We start from the raw sequence: 17,106 nt of genomic DNA, 5'->3' as shown, positions 1-17,106 counted from the left end.
ATATTCGAGTAACCGATAAATTCCGCCGGAAACGCGATCTGAGAGCGAGGCGCGACGGCGGCGACGTCGTCGCTCCCGCCGGTTCGTTGCGGGCGGGCGACGCGGGGAACCCGAAAGGGCTTTGTCACGTATGGACCGACTGTGGAGCACATGGTGAATCTCTGGGAAGACCTCGAGACGGGTCCGGACGCGCCCGACGAGATCTACGCGGTCGTAGAGTGTCTGAAGGGAGAGCGGAACAAGTACGAGTACGACAAGGACGTCCCCGGCGTCGTCCTCGACCGCGTGCTCCACTCGAACGTCCACTACCCGTACGACTACGGCTTCATCCCGCAGTCGTACTACGACGACGGCGACCCGTTCGACGTGATGGTGCTCGTCGAGGACAAGACGTTCCCCGGCTGCATCGTCGAGGCGCGCCCCGTCGCGCTGATGAAGATGGACGACGACGGCGAGCAGGACGACAAAGTGATCGCGGTGCCCACCGAGGACCCCCGCTTCGACCACATCGAGGACCTCGAGGACATCCCCCAGCAGATCCTCGACGAGATTGACGAGTTCTTCTCGACGTACAAGAACCTCGAAGCCGGGAAAGAGGTCGAAACCCTCGGATGGGAGGACAAGGCGACCGCGAAAGAGGCGATCGAACACGCACAGGACCTGTACGCCGACGAGTTCGGAGCGTAATCCGAAACTGCGAGTTTAGAGCGTAACTCGAAACTTCGAATCCGGAGCATAACCCCGAAACATACGTTCCCGCGGCCGGGATGCGTTATGCACATGGGTAATTTTTAGTCGGATCGCGGCCTACAGACTGGTAGAGCCATGAGTACACGCACCCCGTCCGTCGGTATCGATCATCCGACGGTCGTCCCCACCAACTTCGACCCAGAGGGACGCGACGGCGACCCCCGCGACCCCGTCGAGCGTGACGACCCTGACGGCGACACCGACGAGTCCGGCGCGGGCTCCGACACCGGGCGCCGGGCGTAGCCGCCGGCGAGTCAGACGTTCTCGACGACGGCCGACAGCCGCTGCGCGTCGTCGACGAGCGAGTCGAACCGGTCGTCGACCCACTCGGCCACCACCGGGTCCGTGGACTCCAGCACGCACCGGGGGTTGTTCTGTCGATCGTACGCCGTCACGCAGGCGACGCCGTCGCACTCGAACAGGCCGTACTCGATCGGTTCGGGTGAGACGTACACGGTCGCGCACTCATCGTCGAGCGCCCGGTCGGTCGCCGGTCCGAAATCGGAGACCGACGCCTCGAGCACGTCTTGGTCGATGACGAGTTCGATCAGCGAACCGTCGTCGAGCGCGGCCGCGGCCGCTCGGTTGAACTGCTGGACGACGACCGGCGAGACGGCGCGGATCTCGGCTCCGTTCGCCTCTCGAAGGAGTCCGGTGAGCCGATCGACCACGGCGAGCGGGTTCTGCTCCGTCGCGACGGTCAGCTCTCCGGTGCCGATCGCCTCGGCGGGAAACCCGGCGTTCACACGCTCGAGTTCGGCGGCGAAGCGGCCGTATCGGTCGGCGAGTTCCACCTCGTCCAGCAGTCGCTCGTACGCGTTGTACACGCGCTCTCCTGTCGGCGTCACGTGGTAAACGGCGTCCCGCTTGACCACCCAGTCGCGTTCGCGAAACCCGCCGAGGATCCGCTGAATCGTCGTCCGGGTCGCGTCGACGGTGTCCGTCAGATCCGCCGGACGACGCGGCTCCCGCCGGAGTGTCCGGAGAACGGCGACCCGGATCGGCGATCCGGCGAGATACTGTGCCCCGTCGTGTCCCCCATCGGACGTCATCGTGTCACCTGTGGATACGGATACCCCACGCTTAATCGTACCGCGTCACGGGCGGTGCTGGAACGAGACGACCGTGCCGATGGTGTCGGAGCCGTCGATCGCCTCCGTGCTTACGGTGACACCGACGACCGCGTCGGCGCCGAGCGCCTCCTCTATCACCGCGCGGAGCGCGTCCGGTTCGGCGCCCTGTTGCAGCACCGGCACTCGAACCTGCCGTCGGTTGACCGCGATATCTCCGAGATCGTACTCGGTGTGCTCGAATGCGTCCCGTATCGCGGCGTCGATGTCAGTCATGTGAGTGTGTTCGCCCGTTGATTGTAAAAAGTGACCGGGGGGAGACGCGTCTCGGTGGAGCGGACGCGCGATTTCAAGCGTACGCGTCGTACTCCTCGCCGAACAGCGCGAAGTAGGCGACGCCAACGAGGCCGACCGCGCTCGCGAGTCCGAAGGCGACGACCGGGTCGCCCGCGACGGCGACCCCGGTTTCCGGCACCGAGAACCCGCCGTAGATCAGTCCGCCGAGCGCCGCGCTCGGGATGACGATCGCATTGCGCAGGAGGTAGTACGACCCTGAGACCCGCCCGCCCGTGTCGCGCTCGGCTGGGCCGACGATCAGCGCCTTGTGCGCGGGGAGCCCGGCGAATCGAAGCCCCGAGAACGCGAACAGCGCGACGACGAGCGGCGCGGTCAGCGGCGTGTCGGGCGGGACGCTGATGAGCAGCACCGGGAAGACCGCGTACACGAGGAAGCCGAGCGTGACGACCGGCTTGAGTCCCACCCGTTCGGCGATCCGGGCCGCCGGCGGCATGGAGACGAGTGCGACCAGCATTTCGATCGCCAGCAACACGCCGAAGAAGGCCGCCGGAGACAGCGAGAGGGGGCCGACATCGAGTCCGACCTCGAGGTACTGCGTGATCACGATGACGAAGAAGACGTACACCATCCCGTTCGCGAAGCGCACGAGGGTGTCGCCGACGAGCAGCGGGCGGAGTTCGGGCGGAAGACTCCGGAGGTCGTCGATCACCTCGCTCATCCCTTCGAACTCCTTCCCGAGCGTGTCCTCGCTGGCGTCGTAGAGGACGTGTTGGAGCGCGGTTGCGGCGACGCCGAACAGCAGCGCGACCGCGAGCACGTACTGGAAACTCACGGCGAAGTCGCCGAACAGCTCGATGATCCCCGCCGCGATCAGGGGGCCGATCAGGAACGCGGTCCGGCGGAACACCTCGGTGCTCGCGAACCCCCGAGCCAGCCGCTCCGGCGGCACCGACTGCTTGACGATGGCGAACGTCGCGCCCAGCCCGAACGACTTCCACGCCTGCGCGAGGAAGAGCCCGACGAAGATCCAGATCCACGGCTCGAAGACGACGCCGCCGACCGTGACGGTCCCGAGCGTCGGCGCCGCGAGCCACACGCCGAACCCGAGGCACGACAGCAGCCCGAACAGCGTGAGCGCCACGCGCGACCCGATCCGGTCCGAGAGCCGGCCGCCCGGGTACGGGTACACCGCGCCGATGACGTTGCCGACGGTCCCGAACAGCCCGATGACGAACGCGCTCGCCCCCAGCGCGGACATGTACTCCGGGACGTACCGATTCGTCATCTGGAATCCGAGGCTGAACGCGAACATCGCGAGCGACAGGACGAGCACGTCCCGCCGCAGCGAGAAGAACTGACGGAACGGGTCTACCGAGTCGACGTCGTTGTTCTCCTCCATACCGGTAGCTGCAACGAACTGTCCTTTAACGCACCGGTGGTAAACCCGACCCGAGACGTCGACGCCGTTCTGCGGGTGATAATTTCTATTTTAATAATATTCAAATATCGACAAGTAGTTGCCGAGAAACAATGTGTGATTTAATTACATGCGATATCTTGTGTAATATGCACGAAAGTGTTGCAGAATACGTGGCAGAGCACCCGAAGATGGCCGGCGTCCTGTTCACCGCGCTCCTCCTGCTGACGCAGGCGGCGCCCGCGTCGGCGGGCGCGCTGGCGTCAACGGCCGGTCCCTGATTCACCAAATTCATCGCTCCAAACTAGTCCAGCAGGCGTGAAAACTGGAAGTACCTCGAGATTTAGGAACTTTTGTAGTTGTAACTTACTAACGTCATCTAGATCAATCTCTCCGGGAACATAGTAGTTAGATGTCTCAGATGTTGTATTCGGTGTTGTCATCGTTCCAGAACCGTAGGGGCCATTCGGATATACATTGACTGAAAGGTTCCACGGTGGATCCTCGTTATGTATATTGACGACAGCAGCCGCCCCGCTCTGGCTCTGACAAATCGTCGTCCCGCCGTCGCCGACGACGATGTACTGGTGGCCGGTGATCAGTTCGCGCTTCGCGACGTGGAGCGCGGTGCGGAGGTTGAAGCCGCCGTTCATCAGCCGGGCGATGATACGCCCGAGCTGGGTGGCGGGGGAGTTCGCCACGTCCGAGAGGGTGACGATGCCGCCGCGGGAGCCGCGGTGGACGAGGGCCTCACCCTGGCGGTAGGACTGGCAGGCGTTGAGCAGGAAGGCGCTGATGCCGACGTCGAGGTCCTCGTCGGTCAGGTCGAGGTACTCGTCGGTACACTGCATCCCGCGGTCGTCGACGTGGCCGACGTAGTGCAGGAAGTCGACGTCCGACTCGAGGACGTCGCGCATCTCCGCGCGGGTGAGGTCGTGGCGCACGTCGATGTCGAACTGCACCATGTCGCGGATCCCGTACAGGTCCGCGACTTCGCCCTCCTCGCGCATCTGCTCGTCGTTGCAGACGACGAGCACGGAGATCCGCGACTGTTCGACTGCGCCGGCTTCCAGCCGGCGGTGGTACGCGTCGAGGGTCGCCTTGTTGGCGTCGATCGGGACGCCGTCGCCGACCCACGCGTGCTCGACCGTGTCGACCGGCTCCGGTCGCACAAAGTCGGCTGTGGCGGGCACCGCGTCGCGGTCGGCCGAGGCGTCGGCGCCGCGGACGGGCTCGGTTCCGGCGCTGCCCCGAACGAACTCGTTCGGGCCGAGCGTCGCTGACCGTGGAGTCGTGTCGGCGTGAGGACCGCGGAAGAATCCGACGCCGCCCCCGTCGCCCGCGGTTACGGGTGTGGCCGTCTCCGGAGAGCGGACGACCGACAGCTCACCGGCGACGAACGGGAGCATCTCGATGTTCTCGGGGTCGGGCCGCACGTCGGTCGTCAGCGTCCACTGCGGGAGTTCGGGCTCGACGCGCTCGAACGGGATCGCGAGGTATTCCCCGAGGCGCTCCGCGAGCGGGAGGTCGTACAGCCGCTTCCAGTCGAGGTCGATGTCGGTCGTCTCCCGCTCGTGGAGGTCGACCGGGTAGAACCCCTCGGTGCGGGCGAGACAGTCGAAGTGGAACGACTGCCGGAGCACCTCTGCGGTCCGTCGCTCGAAGTCGGGCGCCAGCGGGTGGCTCCAGCCGTCGCCCTCGATCCGAGGCGCGTCCCCGGGGACGACGTCGGCCGCGAAGTAGTACGCGAGCGAGACGACCGGGTACAGGTACTCGTACGCGGGCGGGACGACGATTCGGATCCCGGAGTCGAGCGGCTCGATCCGCTCTGGCACACGAAGCTCGTCGCCCGGCTCAATCAGCGGCGGGTGGCCGCGGAGGGTGGGAAACGACCGCTCCGGGCTCGTCGTCTGGAGCGCGGAACCGAGCAGCGAGACGGCCTCCATCAGCGACTCCGGATCCGTCGGCGTGGTTATCGTCCCCGCGGGGACTTGGTGAAGCGAGCGAACTCCGAGCTGAACGTCTGTCGCTCCGTCGAAATCTATCCGAGTGGAGTGCTCCGTCGTCGACACTGAGAACGCGGAGTCGAACGTGAGGTAGAACTTGGTCGGTGCGGGGTCGATCCCGACGTGGTACCGGCCCGGCGCCATCGCGTAGTCGTCTCCACGGGTGAGGAGGGTCCCGTCGCTGGCGCGCGTCTCGACGATGGTGACCCGGGGGATCTCAACCGACGCGGTCTCGATCGTGACGCTGGCGTCGACGGGGAAGTAGTGTGCGGCTTCGGGACTCGCAACCGGTTCGACGGCGCGGTCGGTGTACACCTCGAACTGGGTGTTCTCGATGTGGTCCGTGACCGTGAGTCCGGCGTCGTCCGCCAGTGGGTCGATGTCGATGCTCATGTGTGGATGCGCCCGGCTGACGGGGGACGGAACGCCGGGCACTGCACCCGCCGATCCGTGCCCGGCCAAAAAAGCTGGGCGAACGCGGTCTTCGGTACCGGTTCCTCGGCCGATGCGGCGATAAAGCTTGTGTCGGTGGATCGCCGCGGACCGAACGGATAAAGGGGTGCCCGGTCCACATTCGCGTAATGATCACGCTTGGAACGGCCCGCGCCCCGCCGGGCGAGATGGACACGGGCCGTCTCGAAGTGGGCGAGACGCGGGACGGGAGCCCCGTCCGACTGCCCGTCGCCGTCATCAACGGCGCGACGGACGGACAGACGCTGTACATGCAGGCGGTGAGCGACGGTGACGAACTCAACGGGTTAGGCGTCGTCAACCGCGTCGTCCCGCGGATCGACCCGACCGAACTGTCCGGCGCGGTCCTCGTCGTCGGCATTGTCAACTACTTCGGCTTTCAGGTGGCGGAGCATCGGAACCCGATCGACGACCGCAAGATGAACCGCGGGTACCCCGGCAACGAGGATGGGACGACGAGCGAGCGCATCGCCCACGCGACGTTTCAGGCGGCGAAGCGCGCGGATTTCATCCTCGACCTCCATCAGGGGTCGACCAGCCGGATGATAAACGAGACGCGGGTGCGGTGCGGAATCCGCCACCGTCTCCACGGCGACTGCCTGGAGCTCGCGAAGGTGTTCGGCTGCGGGCACGTCCTCGATATCAAGGGACCGGACGGTCAGCTCGCGCGGGCCGGTCCCGAACACGGCATCCCGACGATCGACCCCGAACTCGGGGGCGCGGTCGGCTGGGATGAGGAGTCGATCAGATACGGCGTCGACGGCGTGTTCAACGTGCTCCGGCACTACGGCTTCCTCGACGGCGACGTCGACCTCGAACGACAGCATCGGGCCCGCGGATTCGACCAGTACGGGTCGCCTGCGGGCGGGCTGATCCGGTTCGAGCGCGAACTCGGCGAGCGCGTCTCGGCCGGCGACCTCCTCTTCGAGGTGACGGACACCTTCGGCGAACTGAGGAGTCGCGTGACCGCCGACGACGACGGCATCTTCTGGCGCACCCGACGGCTCCCGCAGGTCGCCGCCGGCGAGTACGTCTGCTCTGTCGGCACCAACGTGGACCGCTACTGATGCCGACCGACGGCGACCCGGCTGGAACGGGCTCGGAGGAACTGAAATCAGACGGTGCGGACGCGACGCCGAGGCGGCTCTCGTGTTCCGACTGCGGGCGGATCGTCGCCGACCGGTGGCGCTGCGAGTGCGGCGGGCCCCTGAACTTCGCCGACCCGCCGATCCCGGACCGACCCGTCCCCGATCCGACCGAGATGGGGTGGCTCGCCGCCCGCGACGGTCTCTGGGCGTTTGCGGCGTTTCTCGCGGTGGGCGACGATCACGCCGACCGAGTGACGCTCGGCGAGGGGACGACGCCGCTCGTCGACGCGGGCGACTGGGACGCCGCGTTCAAACTCGAGTACGTCTTCCCGACCGGCTCGTTCAAGGACCGCGGCGCGACGACGACGCTCACGCGCGCTCGGGAACTCGGCGTCGACCGCGTCGTCGAGGATTCATCGGGCAACGCCGGCGCGGCGATCGCGACGTACGCGGCCCGCGCGGGAATCGACGCCGCGGTGTACGTGCCGGCCGACGTCAAGGAGTCGAAGCTCCGCGCGATCCGCCGCGCGGGAGCGAAGCCGGTTCGCGTCGAGGGGAGCCGGGCAGACGTGACCGACGCCTGCGTCGCCGCGCTCGACGGTGAGGGAGGATCGGCCGGTGGGGCCGGCGGCGCCTGGTACGCGAGTCACGCCTGGAACCCGGCCTTCTTCGAGGGGACGGCTACGGTCGCCTACGAGATCGCCTTCCAGCGGGACTGGGAGGCCCCGGACGCATTCGTCACCCCGCTCGGGCATGGCACGCTGTTCCTCGGCGCGTATCGTGGGTTCCGGCGGCTCGAACGCGCCGGGTGGATCGACTCGGTCCCGCGGCTGTACGGCGCGCAGGCGGCCGGAGTCGCCCCGATCGTCCGGGACCTCCACGGTCCCGAGGCGGCCGACCCCGACGGGCGCGTCAACGCGGCGGCCGACGGGATCCAGATCGCGGAACCGGTGCGGCGCGCGGAGATCCTCGACGCCATTGCCGACACGGGGGGCGACGCGCTCGCGGTGACGGAGGCGACCGTGGAGCGCGAACTCGACCGACTCCACCGCGCGGGCTTTTATACCGAACCGACCTGCGCGGTCGCGCCGGCCGCGCTCCGAGCCCTCCGTGAGCGGGGGGCCATCGCGCCGGACGACGACGTGGTCGTCCCGCTGACTGGCAGCGGATTGAAGGGCTGACGGCGCCGGTTTGGTCGCCGGCGGTCAGGCGGCGCCACCGTCACGCCTTTTCAAGAGCGCCCCCTGTATCCGTGCATGAAGGTCCTCGTCTACGGCGCCGGCGCGCTCGGCAGCCTGATCGGCGGGCTGTTGGCACGGGCGCACGACGTCACTCTCGTCGGCCGCGATCCGCACATGCGGCGGGTCCGCGAGGACGGACTCCGGATTGACGGGGAGATGGACGTTCACGTTCGCCCGCGGGCGCTCACCGACGGGACGAACCGCGCCGCCGACCTCGCCGTGGTCACCACGAAGGCCTACGACACGGACGCGGCGGCACGGGCGCTCGCGACCGGCGAGTACGGTGCGGTCTGCTCGCTCCAGAACGGGCTCACGGAGGAGCGACTCGTCGCCGCGCTCGAACCGACCGTGCTCGCGGGCACCGCGAGCTACGGCGCGCTCCTCGCCGAACCGGGGCGAGTGACGTGTACGGGCGTTGGCGAGGTCGTCGTCGGCTCGCTCGCCGGCGGCCGAGACCCGGTCGCGGAGCGCGTCGGGGCCGCGTTCGACGAGGCCGGGATCGAGACGACGGTCGCCACGGACATGCCCCGACGCCGGTACGAGAAACTCGCGGTCAACGCGGGGATCAACGGCCCGTCGGCGCTCGCGCGCCTCTCGAACGGCGCGACGCTCGACGGGCCGGGCGGCGAGGTGGCAAGGGAGGCGGCTCGCGAGGTCGCCCGGGTCGCACGCGCTGACGGCGTGGATCTCCGCGAGGACGAAGCGGTCGCCGCCGTCGAGCGCGTCGCCGCCGAGACCGCCGCCAACCGATCGTCGATGCACGAGGACATCGCTGCCGGGCGCCGGACCGAGGTCGACGCGATCTACGGCGCCGTCGCCGACCGGGCCGACCGCGTCGGCGTCGCGGTGCCGACGTGCCGAACGATCGCGTCGCTCATCCGCGCGTGGGAACTCGGGGAAGGGGTTCGCGGACAAGACTGACAGAGGGGGTCCGGACTGACAGAAGGGGTCCGGACTGACAGAGGGGTCCTGACTGACAGAAGGGGCACTGAAGACTGGACTAGCCGAAACTGAGCCGGACTGCGTTTGAGAGGTACGACGAGAACGGAGACGGGAACCGACTATCGAGTCAACACCACTCTTCGAGGATGGTGGCGTGCGTCTCGTCCACGGAGACCCACGCGTTCTCCCGCGAGACGTCCGCGATCACCAGCTCCGATCGCGACGCCGACGAGTCGATCGACGCCATCACGTCGGGCGAGTCGTCGTTGAGCGTCGGATCCGTGGGCAGCGCCGTCCGACGGTGATCTGGGTCCGGGTCGTCCCAGGGAGTGGAACTCCGTGACATGTATGGTAATTACTCACAGGCGGTATAAACGTTCCGAACCAGTGCCGACTGTCGTCAGCAGATACCCCGTTCGAGTAGCAGAATCGACGGCCGAAGTTCGCTGTCGCCGTCGATCGAACGAAGATCGGCCGCCTTAGCCGTTGATACGGCGAACGAGTCGGATCGCTGTCTCGTCACCGTCTCCCGTCCGCCCTCTGAAGGCGACCGCCGAGCGCTTCCGTGCCGCCGTCGGTCACCTTCGCAGTATACAAGAGGTGCCACGCTGAATGACGGTGCATGAACGTATCAGACGCCATGACGCCGCGGTCGGATCTCGTCGTCGTCGAGATTCCGGGGAGCCGGAACGACGTGCTGGAGTACATCCAGGAGTTCGGCTTCTCCTCTGTCCCCGTCGTGAAAGACGTCGACGGCGACGAGGTGTACCGCGGGCTCGTCACGCGAGACGATCTCATCGAGCAGCCCGACGAAGACCAGCTCGCGCTGCTGATGCGCGAGGTTCCGACGATCGACGCGGACGACGACATCGTCGACGCGGCGGCCACGATGGTCGCCGAGAACTCCCGCCGGCTCCCGGTCCTCGACGGCGACGAACTCGTCGGCATCCTCACCGTCACCGACGTGGTGCGGGCGATCGCTCGCGGCGAAATCGACGGTGACACCGCGGTCGGTGGGCTCGCGACCCGAGCGGTCAACGCCACCCACACCGAGACCCCGCTGACGGTCGCCGAGCGCGAAATCGGGCTCGCGAACGTCCCGTACGCCGTCGTGCTCGACGATGACGCCGCGATCGCGGGCATGCTCACCGAGGTCGACGTGCTCGAAGTCGCCCGCGTCGTCGAGGGCGAGGCGAGCACTGGCGACTCGATCGCCGAGCAAGACTCCGAGTGGTCGTGGGAGGGGATCAAGGCGACCGGTGCGCGCTACCTCCCGACCCGAAACGTGGAGATCCCGGCGGAAGCGGTCCGCCACTTCATGACCGAGGATCTGATCACCGTCAGCGGCACCCGGACGGCCAAGCAGGTCGCCCAGGAGCTCATCAGCAACGACATCGAGCAGGTCCCTCTGGTCAACGGCACCGACCTCGACGGTATCGTGCGCGACATCGATCTGCTGGAGGGCCTCTAGATGGCCGCGGACGACCTCGTCGAGCTGGCGAAGCGGCGCGGCTTCTTCTTCGGCTCGAACGGCGCCTACGGGGGCACCGCCGGTTTCTACACGTTCGGCCCGGAGGGGGCGGCGCTGAAGCACAACCTCGAGGACGCGTGGCGCGACCGGTTCACGCTCCGCGAGGGGAACCGCGAGATTGAGGCGCCGACGGTGATGCCGGAGGCCGTTTTCGAGGCGTCCGGCCACCTGGAGGGGTTCGACGACATGCTCGTCGCGTGCGGCGAGTGCGGCGAGTCCCACCGTGCCGACCACCTCGTGGAGGCCGTCACCGAGGTCGAGGACGCCGAGGCGCTCCCCGGCGAGGAGGTCGAGGCGCTCATCGCCGACAACGATATCGCTTGTCCCTCGTGTGGCACCCCGCTGGCGGGCGAACCGGTCGAGGACTTCAATCTCATGTTCGCGACCGACATCGGGCCGGGCGACGGTCACCCCGGCTACCTCCGCCCGGAGACGGCGCAGGGGATCTTCGTCGAGTTCCCGCGGCTGAAGGAGTACGCCCGCGGTAGTCTCCCGTTCGGGATCACCCAGATCGGCCCCGCCTACCGCAACGAGATCTCGCCACGCGGGGGGCTCCTCCGGCTTCGCGAGTTCACGCAGGCCGAGCTGGAGCAGTTCATCGACCCCGAGGAGGACGAACCTCCGCTCGACCGCGTCCGCGACGTCGATGTCCGACTGTACCCGGCGACCGAACAGGAGGCCGACGACGGCGAGTACCTCCAGACGACCGTCGGCGAGGCGGTCGACGAGGGGGTCATCGGCTCCCCGTGGGTCGGCTACTACCTCGGCGTCGCGAAGGAGTGGTACGAGCGCGTCGGCGTCGACACCGACCGGTTCCGGTTCCGCCAGCACCTCGCGGGCGAGCGCGCCCACTACGCGGCCGACTGCTGGGACGCCGAGAGCGAGGTCGACGGCGACTGGATCGAGATCGCGGGCTTCTCGTACCGGTCCGACTACGACCTCTCGAAGCACGGTGAGTACGGCGACGACTCGTTCACCGTGTTCAAACGCTACGACGAGCCGAAGACGGTCGAGCGCGCGACGGTCGACCCGGACATGTCCGTCCTCGGCCCCGAGTTCGGCGGCGACGCCGGCGCGGTCGCAGCGGCCCTCGAAACGCTCGCGGAGCGCGACCCCGACGCCTTCGACGCCGACACGGTTGAGGTAACCATGGGCGAGGGCGACGAGGCCGAACGCCACGTGGTCGACGTCGATGTCGCGAACTTCGCGGTCGAGGAGACCACCGAGAGCGGCGAGCACATCATCCCGCACGTCGTCGAGCCGTCGTTCGGTGTCGGGCGCACCGTCCAGACGCTCCTCGCGCACGGCTACCGCGAGGACGAGGTCGACGGCGAGGCGCGGACGTACCTCTCACTGGAACCCGAGATCGCGCCGCAGGACGCCGCAGTGTTCCCGCTGGTGACCAACGACGACCGCCTCGTCGACCTCGCCGACCGGGTCGCGAGCGACCTCCGCGCGGCTGGACTCGCGGTGGCGTACGACGACTCCGGCTCGATCGGGAGGCGCTACCGCCGACAGGACGAGGTCGGCACGCCGTTCTGCGTCACGGTCGACCGCGACGGGATCGAGGGCGACGGCCCCGAGACGGTCACCGTCCGCGAACGCGACTCGGCGGCGCAGGTTCGAATCCCCGCCGAAGAGCTCGCCGGCGAACTGGCAGCGCTCCGCGCGGGCGACTCGTTCGACGCTCTGTCGGATCGCTATGAGAGCGTCGTGACCGACGTCGAAACCAACTGACGTGGCTCTCCCGGCGACGGCGTGGCGCGAGCGCGTGGAGTTCGAGCGGCGGCTGGTCCACTCCGGCGGGACCCTTTATCCGGTACCGTACCTGCTCGGCTGGTTCACGTGGACAGAGACGCGCTACTTCCTCGTGGCCGCCCTCGCTGTCGTTCTCGCGCTGGAGTTCCTCCGGCTCGTCGTCGGGCTCGACCACGCTCTCTACCGGAAGCTCACCCGGGAGTACGAGTCCGATGCGATCGCCGGCTACGCGCTGTACCAGGTGAGCATGACTGGCGCGGTCCTCTTCTTGGAGCCGACGCTGGCGATCCCGGCGATGTGGATGCTGTCGGTCGGCGACCCGATCAGCGGTGCGCTCGGGGACAACGACGCCACGGAGGCGAAACGGCCCGCCGCGTGGGTCGCGATGCTCCTCGTCTGTTTCGGGCTCGCCGTCCCGTTCACGGTTCCCGCGTACGGGGCCAACGTGGGCGTCATCGTGGCCGTCTCCGGCGCCGTCCCGGCGGCCGTCGCCGACGGGCTCCCGCCGATCATCCGCGGGGTCGCCGTCGACGACAACCTCACCATCCCGCCCGCCGCTGCCGGCGGGATGCTTCTCGCGCTCGCCGTGGTCGGATAAGGCCGACTCGCCGGCATCATCGAGCCACCGCGGGTCGTCCCGTTTGGACCTCCGCCGGCCGCGCTACTCCTCGATGGACAGCGACGCGAGCAGCGACTCCAACTGGACCTGCTCGTTGGCGCCCTCGGCGATCCGGTAGTCGGCCTCGCCGATCCGTTCCATCAGCGCGACCGCCTCGCGCTCGCTCAGGTCGAACTCCCAGACGGAGCGGTGGAGTTGGTCGATCACGTCGCCGCCGGCCATCCCCGTCTCGGTGAGGAGCGTGTCGAGCGTCGCCCGCGCCCGCGAGAAGTCGCCGTTCAAGGCGTTCGTCACCATCGACTCGATCTCCTCGGGCCGCGCCGTCGCCGTGATCGCGTACACCGCCTCCTCGTCGACGACGTCGCCGGTCGTCGCCGCCGCCTGCAGCGAGTTGATCGCGCGGCGCATGTCGCCGTCGGCCGCGTACACGAGGGCGTCGACGCCCTCATCAGTCACCTCGATCCCCTCCGCTGCCGCGATTTCTCGGGTCTGGGCGGCGACGGCGGCATCCGAGAGCGGCGAGAACCGGAAGACGGCACAGCGCGACTGGATCGGGTCGATGATCTTCGACGAGTAGTTACACGAGAGGATAAAGCGGGTGTTGTCCGAGAACTGCTCCATCGTCCGGCGGAGCGCCGACTGGGCGTCGTCGGTGAGCGAGTCGGCTTCGTCGAGGAACACGATCCGGAAATCGCCGCCGAACGACGAGCGCGCGAACCCCTTTATCCGATCGCGCACCACGTCGATGCCGCGCTGGTCGGAGGCGTTGAGCTCTAAGAAGTTGCCGCGCCAGTTGTCCTCGCCGTAGACCTGGCGGGCGATGGCGGTGGCGGCGGTCGTCTTTCCGACGCCGGCCGGCCCCGAAAACAGCAAATGAGGGATATCGTCCTGCTCGATGTAGCTCTGGAGCCGTTCGACGATGTCCTCCTGCCCGTGAATGTCGTCGAGCGACTGCGGCCGGTACTTCTCGATCCAGATCTCCCGACCGGTCGCGGTCGCAGCCTTCTGCTCGTCGGCCTCACTCATGCCGGATCGGAGGGTCGGCGGGGTGATAAACGAACCGAGAACGGGTCGCGGTCGGACCGCTCTTCGCTCCTCACATCCGCCGTCGAATCGCCTCGCGGAACGCGGCCACGTCGACGTCGGCCGCCGCGGCCCGCAGGGGGCTGCTCGCACCGGTGTCGGCGTCACGGTCGATCCCGAAGTCGGGCGCGATCAAGACCGCCGCGGCGCCCGTCGCGACGGTCTCCGTCCGCCAGTCGACGTACGGTTCGCCGGCCCACGGCGGGAGGTCGGCGCGCAACACGGCGTTCCGCCACGCGAACTCCCGGCTTCCTTTCAGTCCGAGCAGGGCGAGTCGGTCGTCGAGCGGGTTGAGCAGTCGGTCGACTCCGTCGATTTCGACCGCGTCGTAGGTCTCGATGAGCGCGTCCTGCACCCGCTGGACGAGTCGAGTGAGGACGGCGTTTATCCGGTCGTGGTCGGCGCGCTTGGCGTCGCGGTCGGGACCGATGCCAACGTCGCCGAGCGTGTACGTCAGGTCGTAGGTGATGTGTGCGTTGATGCCGAGCAGGGCGTCCTGCGCGACGAGCGTCTCGCCCCGAGCGGCGGCGGCGAAGGCGATCAGCCACGCCCGCGGCAGCGACTCGAACGCCCGGCGCTCGAAGGCGACCAGCGCCCCACGGTAACGCTCGGCGAAGGCGACGAGGTACGACGCAGCCCACTCCGGATCGATGAACGCGCCGTCGTCGATGGCGGTCCGAACGGTCGCCGTCATCCGGCTGTACACCGTGAGAAACACCGAGCGTCGGTCCCCGCGCTCCCGGAGATACGACTCGGTCCGCGCCAGCCGCTCGTCGACGTCGTCGACCGACACGAACTTGCCCGAGACGAGATCGAGAAGGTCCGGGTCGGGCTCCTCGTCGGCCAGCGACGCGGCGAGGGCGTCTGTGTCGACGTCCGCCGTCCGCCGGACGCCGGCGAGCAGCGCTCTCGCTTCTCGAACGGTCGGGACGGTCGTGCGGAGCGGTATCATCGTGGCGTGACGGTGATCGTCGTCAGAACGGCCGGTACTCCGCCGAACTAGAAGAGTGTTGCCGCCGGCCCGCGACGCCGCTTACGCGAACTCGTCGACGAGCGCGGGGACGACCTCGAACAGGTCGCCGACGATGCCGTAGTCGGCGATGTCGAAGATGGGGGCGTTCGGGTCGGTGTTGATCGCGATGATCGTCTCTGCGCCCTTCATGCCGGCGACGTGCTGAACTGCGCCGGAGATGCCGACCGCGAGGTACACGTCAGGCGTGACGACCTTGCCCGACTGCCCGACCTGCCGGTTCTTCGGAAGCCACCCGTTGTCGACGATCGGTCGGGAGGCGGAGAGGGTCGCGCCGAGCGCGTCCGCGAGCTCCTCGACGAGCTCTAGGTTCTCCTCCTCCTCGATGCCGCGGCCGACGGAGACGAGCACGTCGGCGTCGGCGATGTCGACGTCGCCGCCGCCAACCTCCTCGAAGCCGGTGACGCGTGCGCCGGACTCGGAGAGTTCGACGTCGACCGATTCGACCGTCGCGTCGCCGACGCCGTCCGCGGGCGCCCACTCGCCGCCGCGGACCGTGAGCACGTGCCGGTCGCCGTCGACATCGACGGTGGTCTCGACCTTCGATCCGTACATCTCTCGGGTGACCGTGAGACCGCCGTCGTACTCGAACCCGATAGCGTCCGTCACCAGCGGCAGCCCCTGGTCCTCGGCGACCGCGGGCGCGTAGTCGAGCCCGTTGACGGAGTTCGGCATCACGACCGTGGCCGCGTCCGTGCGATCGAGCAGGGCGGCGACCGCCGTCTGGTAGACGTTGTGGTCGAACTCCTCGCCGTTCGCGACGGTGTGGATCGCGTCCACGCCCTCACGGTTCACATTCTCGGCGAAGGAGTCGACGTCGCCGGCGATGACGGCGACGTGAAGGTCGCCGTCGTACGCGTCGGCGAGCTCGCGACCGGCCGTGATCGCTTCGTAGGAGACGTCGCGGAGCTCTCCGCGGCGGTGTTCTGCGACGACGAGCACGTCGGCCATCAGGCGCCCACCCCCTTGTCACGCAGGACCTCAGCAAGGCGTCCGGCGGCCTCGCCGGCGTCGCCCTCGATCATCTCGGCGTCGGACTCGCTCTCCGGCTCGTACATCGACGTTATCGTGAGCGCGCTCTCGACGTCCTCCGCCGTGAGGCCGAGGTCGCCGAGGTCCTTCGCGTCGATTTCTTTCCGCTGGGCCTGCCGGATTCCGCGGAGGCTCGCGTAGCGCGGATCGTTGAGCCCCGTCTGTACGGTCAACACCGCGGGGAGGTCGACGTCGGTCAGCTCCTCGACGCCGCCCTCCAGTTCGCGGTGGACGTGGGCGACGCCCGCATCCGCGTCGACGTCCAGATGGTTGACGACCGCGGCGTGCTCGAAGCCGATCCGCTCCGCGAGCGCGACGCCGGTCGCGCCGAACCCCGTGTCGGCGGCCTGGACGCCACCGAGCACGAGGTCTGGCTCCTCCGCTTCGACGACGGCTTCGATCGTCGAGACCTTCGACGCCACGTCGGCGAAGCCGGATTCGAAGGCGTCGTCCCAGACGCGGACCGCTCGGTCGGCTCCCTTCGCGAGCGCCATCCGGATCGTCTCCTCGGCGCGCTCCGGGCCGACGGTAACGGTGACGACTTCGTCGGCGATGCCGGATTCGGCCAACTGGACCGCGGCCTCGACCGCGTAGTCGTCCCACTCGTTGAGGTCGTATTCGAGGTCGGACGCCGCAATGTCTGTCCCCTCTATCGCGAAGTCGTCGTTCGCCTCCGCGACTTCCTTGACGGTTACCAGAACTTTCATGATCGATACTCGGTCGGTCACAATGTAAGGGTTTTCGAAACGCATCACTCGGCGCGTAGCGTCG

General features: G+C 68.1%; 18 protein-coding genes. 9 read left to right on the top strand and 9 right to left on the bottom strand.

Annotated elements, in window-relative coordinates; translation table 11 throughout:
• Positions 1–150 precede the first annotated feature (150 nt).
• Together ACNS84_RS10225 and ACNS84_RS10220 are read left to right on the top strand one after the other, a co-directional pair.
• The gene (locus ACNS84_RS10225; RefSeq protein ID WP_435074766.1) at positions 151–687 is read left to right on the top strand and encodes an inorganic diphosphatase; all 537 of its coding nucleotides are present in this window, start codon (positions 151–153) and stop codon (positions 685–687) included.
• 138 nt (positions 688–825) lie between these two features.
• Positions 826–993, top strand: coding sequence for a hypothetical protein (locus tag ACNS84_RS10220; protein WP_435074765.1), 168 nt, complete (start codon positions 826–828; stop codon positions 991–993).
• Between the two features lie 11 nt (positions 994–1,004).
• Here the strand turns inward: ACNS84_RS10220 and ACNS84_RS10215 are convergent, their stop codons facing one another.
• The 3 genes from ACNS84_RS10215 to ACNS84_RS10205 all read right to left on the bottom strand — a co-directional run bounded on the left by ACNS84_RS10215 (position 1,005) and on the right by ACNS84_RS10205 (position 3,516).
• Positions 1,005–1,802, bottom strand: coding sequence for a helix-turn-helix transcriptional regulator (locus ACNS84_RS10215; protein WP_435074764.1), 798 nt, complete (start codon positions 1,800–1,802; stop codon positions 1,005–1,007).
• Positions 1,803–1,847: 45 nt separating this feature from the next.
• Positions 1,848–2,096, bottom strand: coding sequence for a hypothetical protein (locus ACNS84_RS10210; protein ID WP_435074763.1), 249 nt, complete (start codon positions 2,094–2,096; stop codon positions 1,848–1,850).
• A gap of 73 nt (positions 2,097–2,169) precedes the next feature.
• Positions 2,170–3,516 (bottom strand): MFS transporter, encoded by a 1,347-nt coding sequence (locus tag ACNS84_RS10205; RefSeq protein ID WP_435074762.1) that lies wholly within the window; start codon positions 3,514–3,516, stop codon positions 2,170–2,172.
• A 167-nt stretch (positions 3,517–3,683) separates the two neighbouring features.
• On the opposite strand from ACNS84_RS10205, the gene ACNS84_RS10200 reads away from it, so the two are divergent.
• Positions 3,684–3,815: a DUF7503 family protein gene (locus ACNS84_RS10200; RefSeq protein WP_435074761.1), complete on the top strand. Its 132-nt coding sequence runs from the start codon at positions 3,684–3,686 to the stop codon at positions 3,813–3,815.
• Here the strand turns inward: ACNS84_RS10200 and ACNS84_RS10195 are convergent.
• The gene (locus tag ACNS84_RS10195; RefSeq protein ID WP_435074760.1) at positions 3,798–5,933 is read right to left on the bottom strand and encodes a caspase family protein; all 2,136 of its coding nucleotides are present in this window, start codon (positions 5,931–5,933) and stop codon (positions 3,798–3,800) included. The two genes, ACNS84_RS10200 and ACNS84_RS10195, sit on opposite strands and share 18 nt — an antisense overlap.
• Before the next feature lie 188 nt (positions 5,934–6,121).
• Here ACNS84_RS10195 and ACNS84_RS10190 point away from each other — a divergent pair, with 188 nt between their 5' ends.
• From ACNS84_RS10190 to ACNS84_RS10180, 3 genes are all read left to right on the top strand, one after another.
• Positions 6,122–7,078, top strand: a complete 957-nt coding sequence (locus ACNS84_RS10190) for a succinylglutamate desuccinylase/aspartoacylase family protein (RefSeq protein ID WP_435074759.1) — start codon at positions 6,122–6,124, stop codon at positions 7,076–7,078.
• Positions 7,078–8,280 carry a pyridoxal-phosphate dependent enzyme gene (locus ACNS84_RS10185; protein WP_435074758.1) on the top strand — a complete coding sequence of 401 codons (1,203 nt, stop codon included), beginning with the start codon at positions 7,078–7,080 and terminating at the stop codon, positions 8,278–8,280. Before ACNS84_RS10190 ends, ACNS84_RS10185 begins: the two co-directional genes overlap by 1 nt.
• A gap of 75 nt (positions 8,281–8,355) precedes the next feature.
• Positions 8,356–9,261, top strand: a complete 906-nt coding sequence (locus ACNS84_RS10180) for a ketopantoate reductase family protein (RefSeq protein WP_435074757.1) — start codon at positions 8,356–8,358, stop codon at positions 9,259–9,261.
• 148 nt (positions 9,262–9,409) lie between these two features.
• Here the strand turns inward: ACNS84_RS10180 and ACNS84_RS10175 are convergent, their stop codons facing one another.
• A complete protein-coding gene (locus ACNS84_RS10175) occupies positions 9,410–9,628 on the bottom strand; it encodes a DUF7556 family protein (RefSeq protein WP_435074756.1) in 219 nt (72 codons plus the stop codon).
• Between the two features lie 276 nt (positions 9,629–9,904).
• On the opposite strand from ACNS84_RS10175, the gene ACNS84_RS10170 reads away from it, so the two are divergent.
• The 3 genes from ACNS84_RS10170 to ACNS84_RS10160 are packed head-to-tail and all read left to right on the top strand — an operon-like array spanning position 9,905 to position 13,169.
• Positions 9,905–10,753, top strand: a complete 849-nt coding sequence (locus ACNS84_RS10170) for a CBS domain-containing protein (protein ID WP_435074755.1) — start codon at positions 9,905–9,907, stop codon at positions 10,751–10,753.
• Positions 10,754–12,550: a glycine--tRNA ligase gene (gene glyS, locus ACNS84_RS10165; RefSeq protein WP_435074754.1), complete on the top strand. Its 1,797-nt coding sequence runs from the start codon at positions 10,754–10,756 to the stop codon at positions 12,548–12,550.
• Between the two features lies 1 nt (position 12,551).
• Positions 12,552–13,169 carry a dolichol kinase gene (locus tag ACNS84_RS10160; RefSeq protein WP_435074753.1) on the top strand — a complete coding sequence of 206 codons (618 nt, stop codon included), beginning with the start codon at positions 12,552–12,554 and terminating at the stop codon, positions 13,167–13,169.
• A 63-nt stretch (positions 13,170–13,232) separates the two neighbouring features.
• On the opposite strand, the gene ACNS84_RS10155 is transcribed toward ACNS84_RS10160, so the two are convergent.
• The 4 genes from ACNS84_RS10155 to ACNS84_RS10140 all read right to left on the bottom strand — a co-directional run bounded on the left by ACNS84_RS10155 (position 13,233) and on the right by ACNS84_RS10140 (position 17,042).
• The gene (locus ACNS84_RS10155; RefSeq protein WP_435074752.1) at positions 13,233–14,216 is read right to left on the bottom strand and encodes a replication factor C small subunit; all 984 of its coding nucleotides are present in this window, start codon (positions 14,214–14,216) and stop codon (positions 13,233–13,235) included.
• A gap of 70 nt (positions 14,217–14,286) precedes the next feature.
• Positions 14,287–15,225, bottom strand: coding sequence for a DUF5995 family protein (locus ACNS84_RS10150; protein WP_435074751.1), 939 nt, complete (start codon positions 15,223–15,225; stop codon positions 14,287–14,289).
• 81 nt (positions 15,226–15,306) lie between these two features.
• The gene (locus tag ACNS84_RS10145) at positions 15,307–16,254 is read right to left on the bottom strand and encodes an electron transfer flavoprotein subunit alpha/FixB family protein (RefSeq protein ID WP_435074750.1); all 948 of its coding nucleotides are present in this window, start codon (positions 16,252–16,254) and stop codon (positions 15,307–15,309) included.
• Positions 16,254–17,042, bottom strand: coding sequence for an electron transfer flavoprotein subunit beta/FixA family protein (locus tag ACNS84_RS10140; RefSeq protein WP_435074749.1), 789 nt, complete (start codon positions 17,040–17,042; stop codon positions 16,254–16,256). The genes ACNS84_RS10145 and ACNS84_RS10140 overlap by 1 nt, the downstream gene beginning before the upstream one ends.
• Positions 17,043–17,106: the final 64 nt, after the last annotated feature.

Source organism: Halorubrum wangae, assembly GCF_051194135.1.
Taxonomy (GTDB): domain Archaea; phylum Halobacteriota; class Halobacteria; order Halobacteriales; family Haloferacaceae; genus Halorubrum.
The sequence above is the reverse complement of the archived record's forward strand: the minus strand, read 5'-3'. Positions and strand labels throughout refer to the sequence as shown.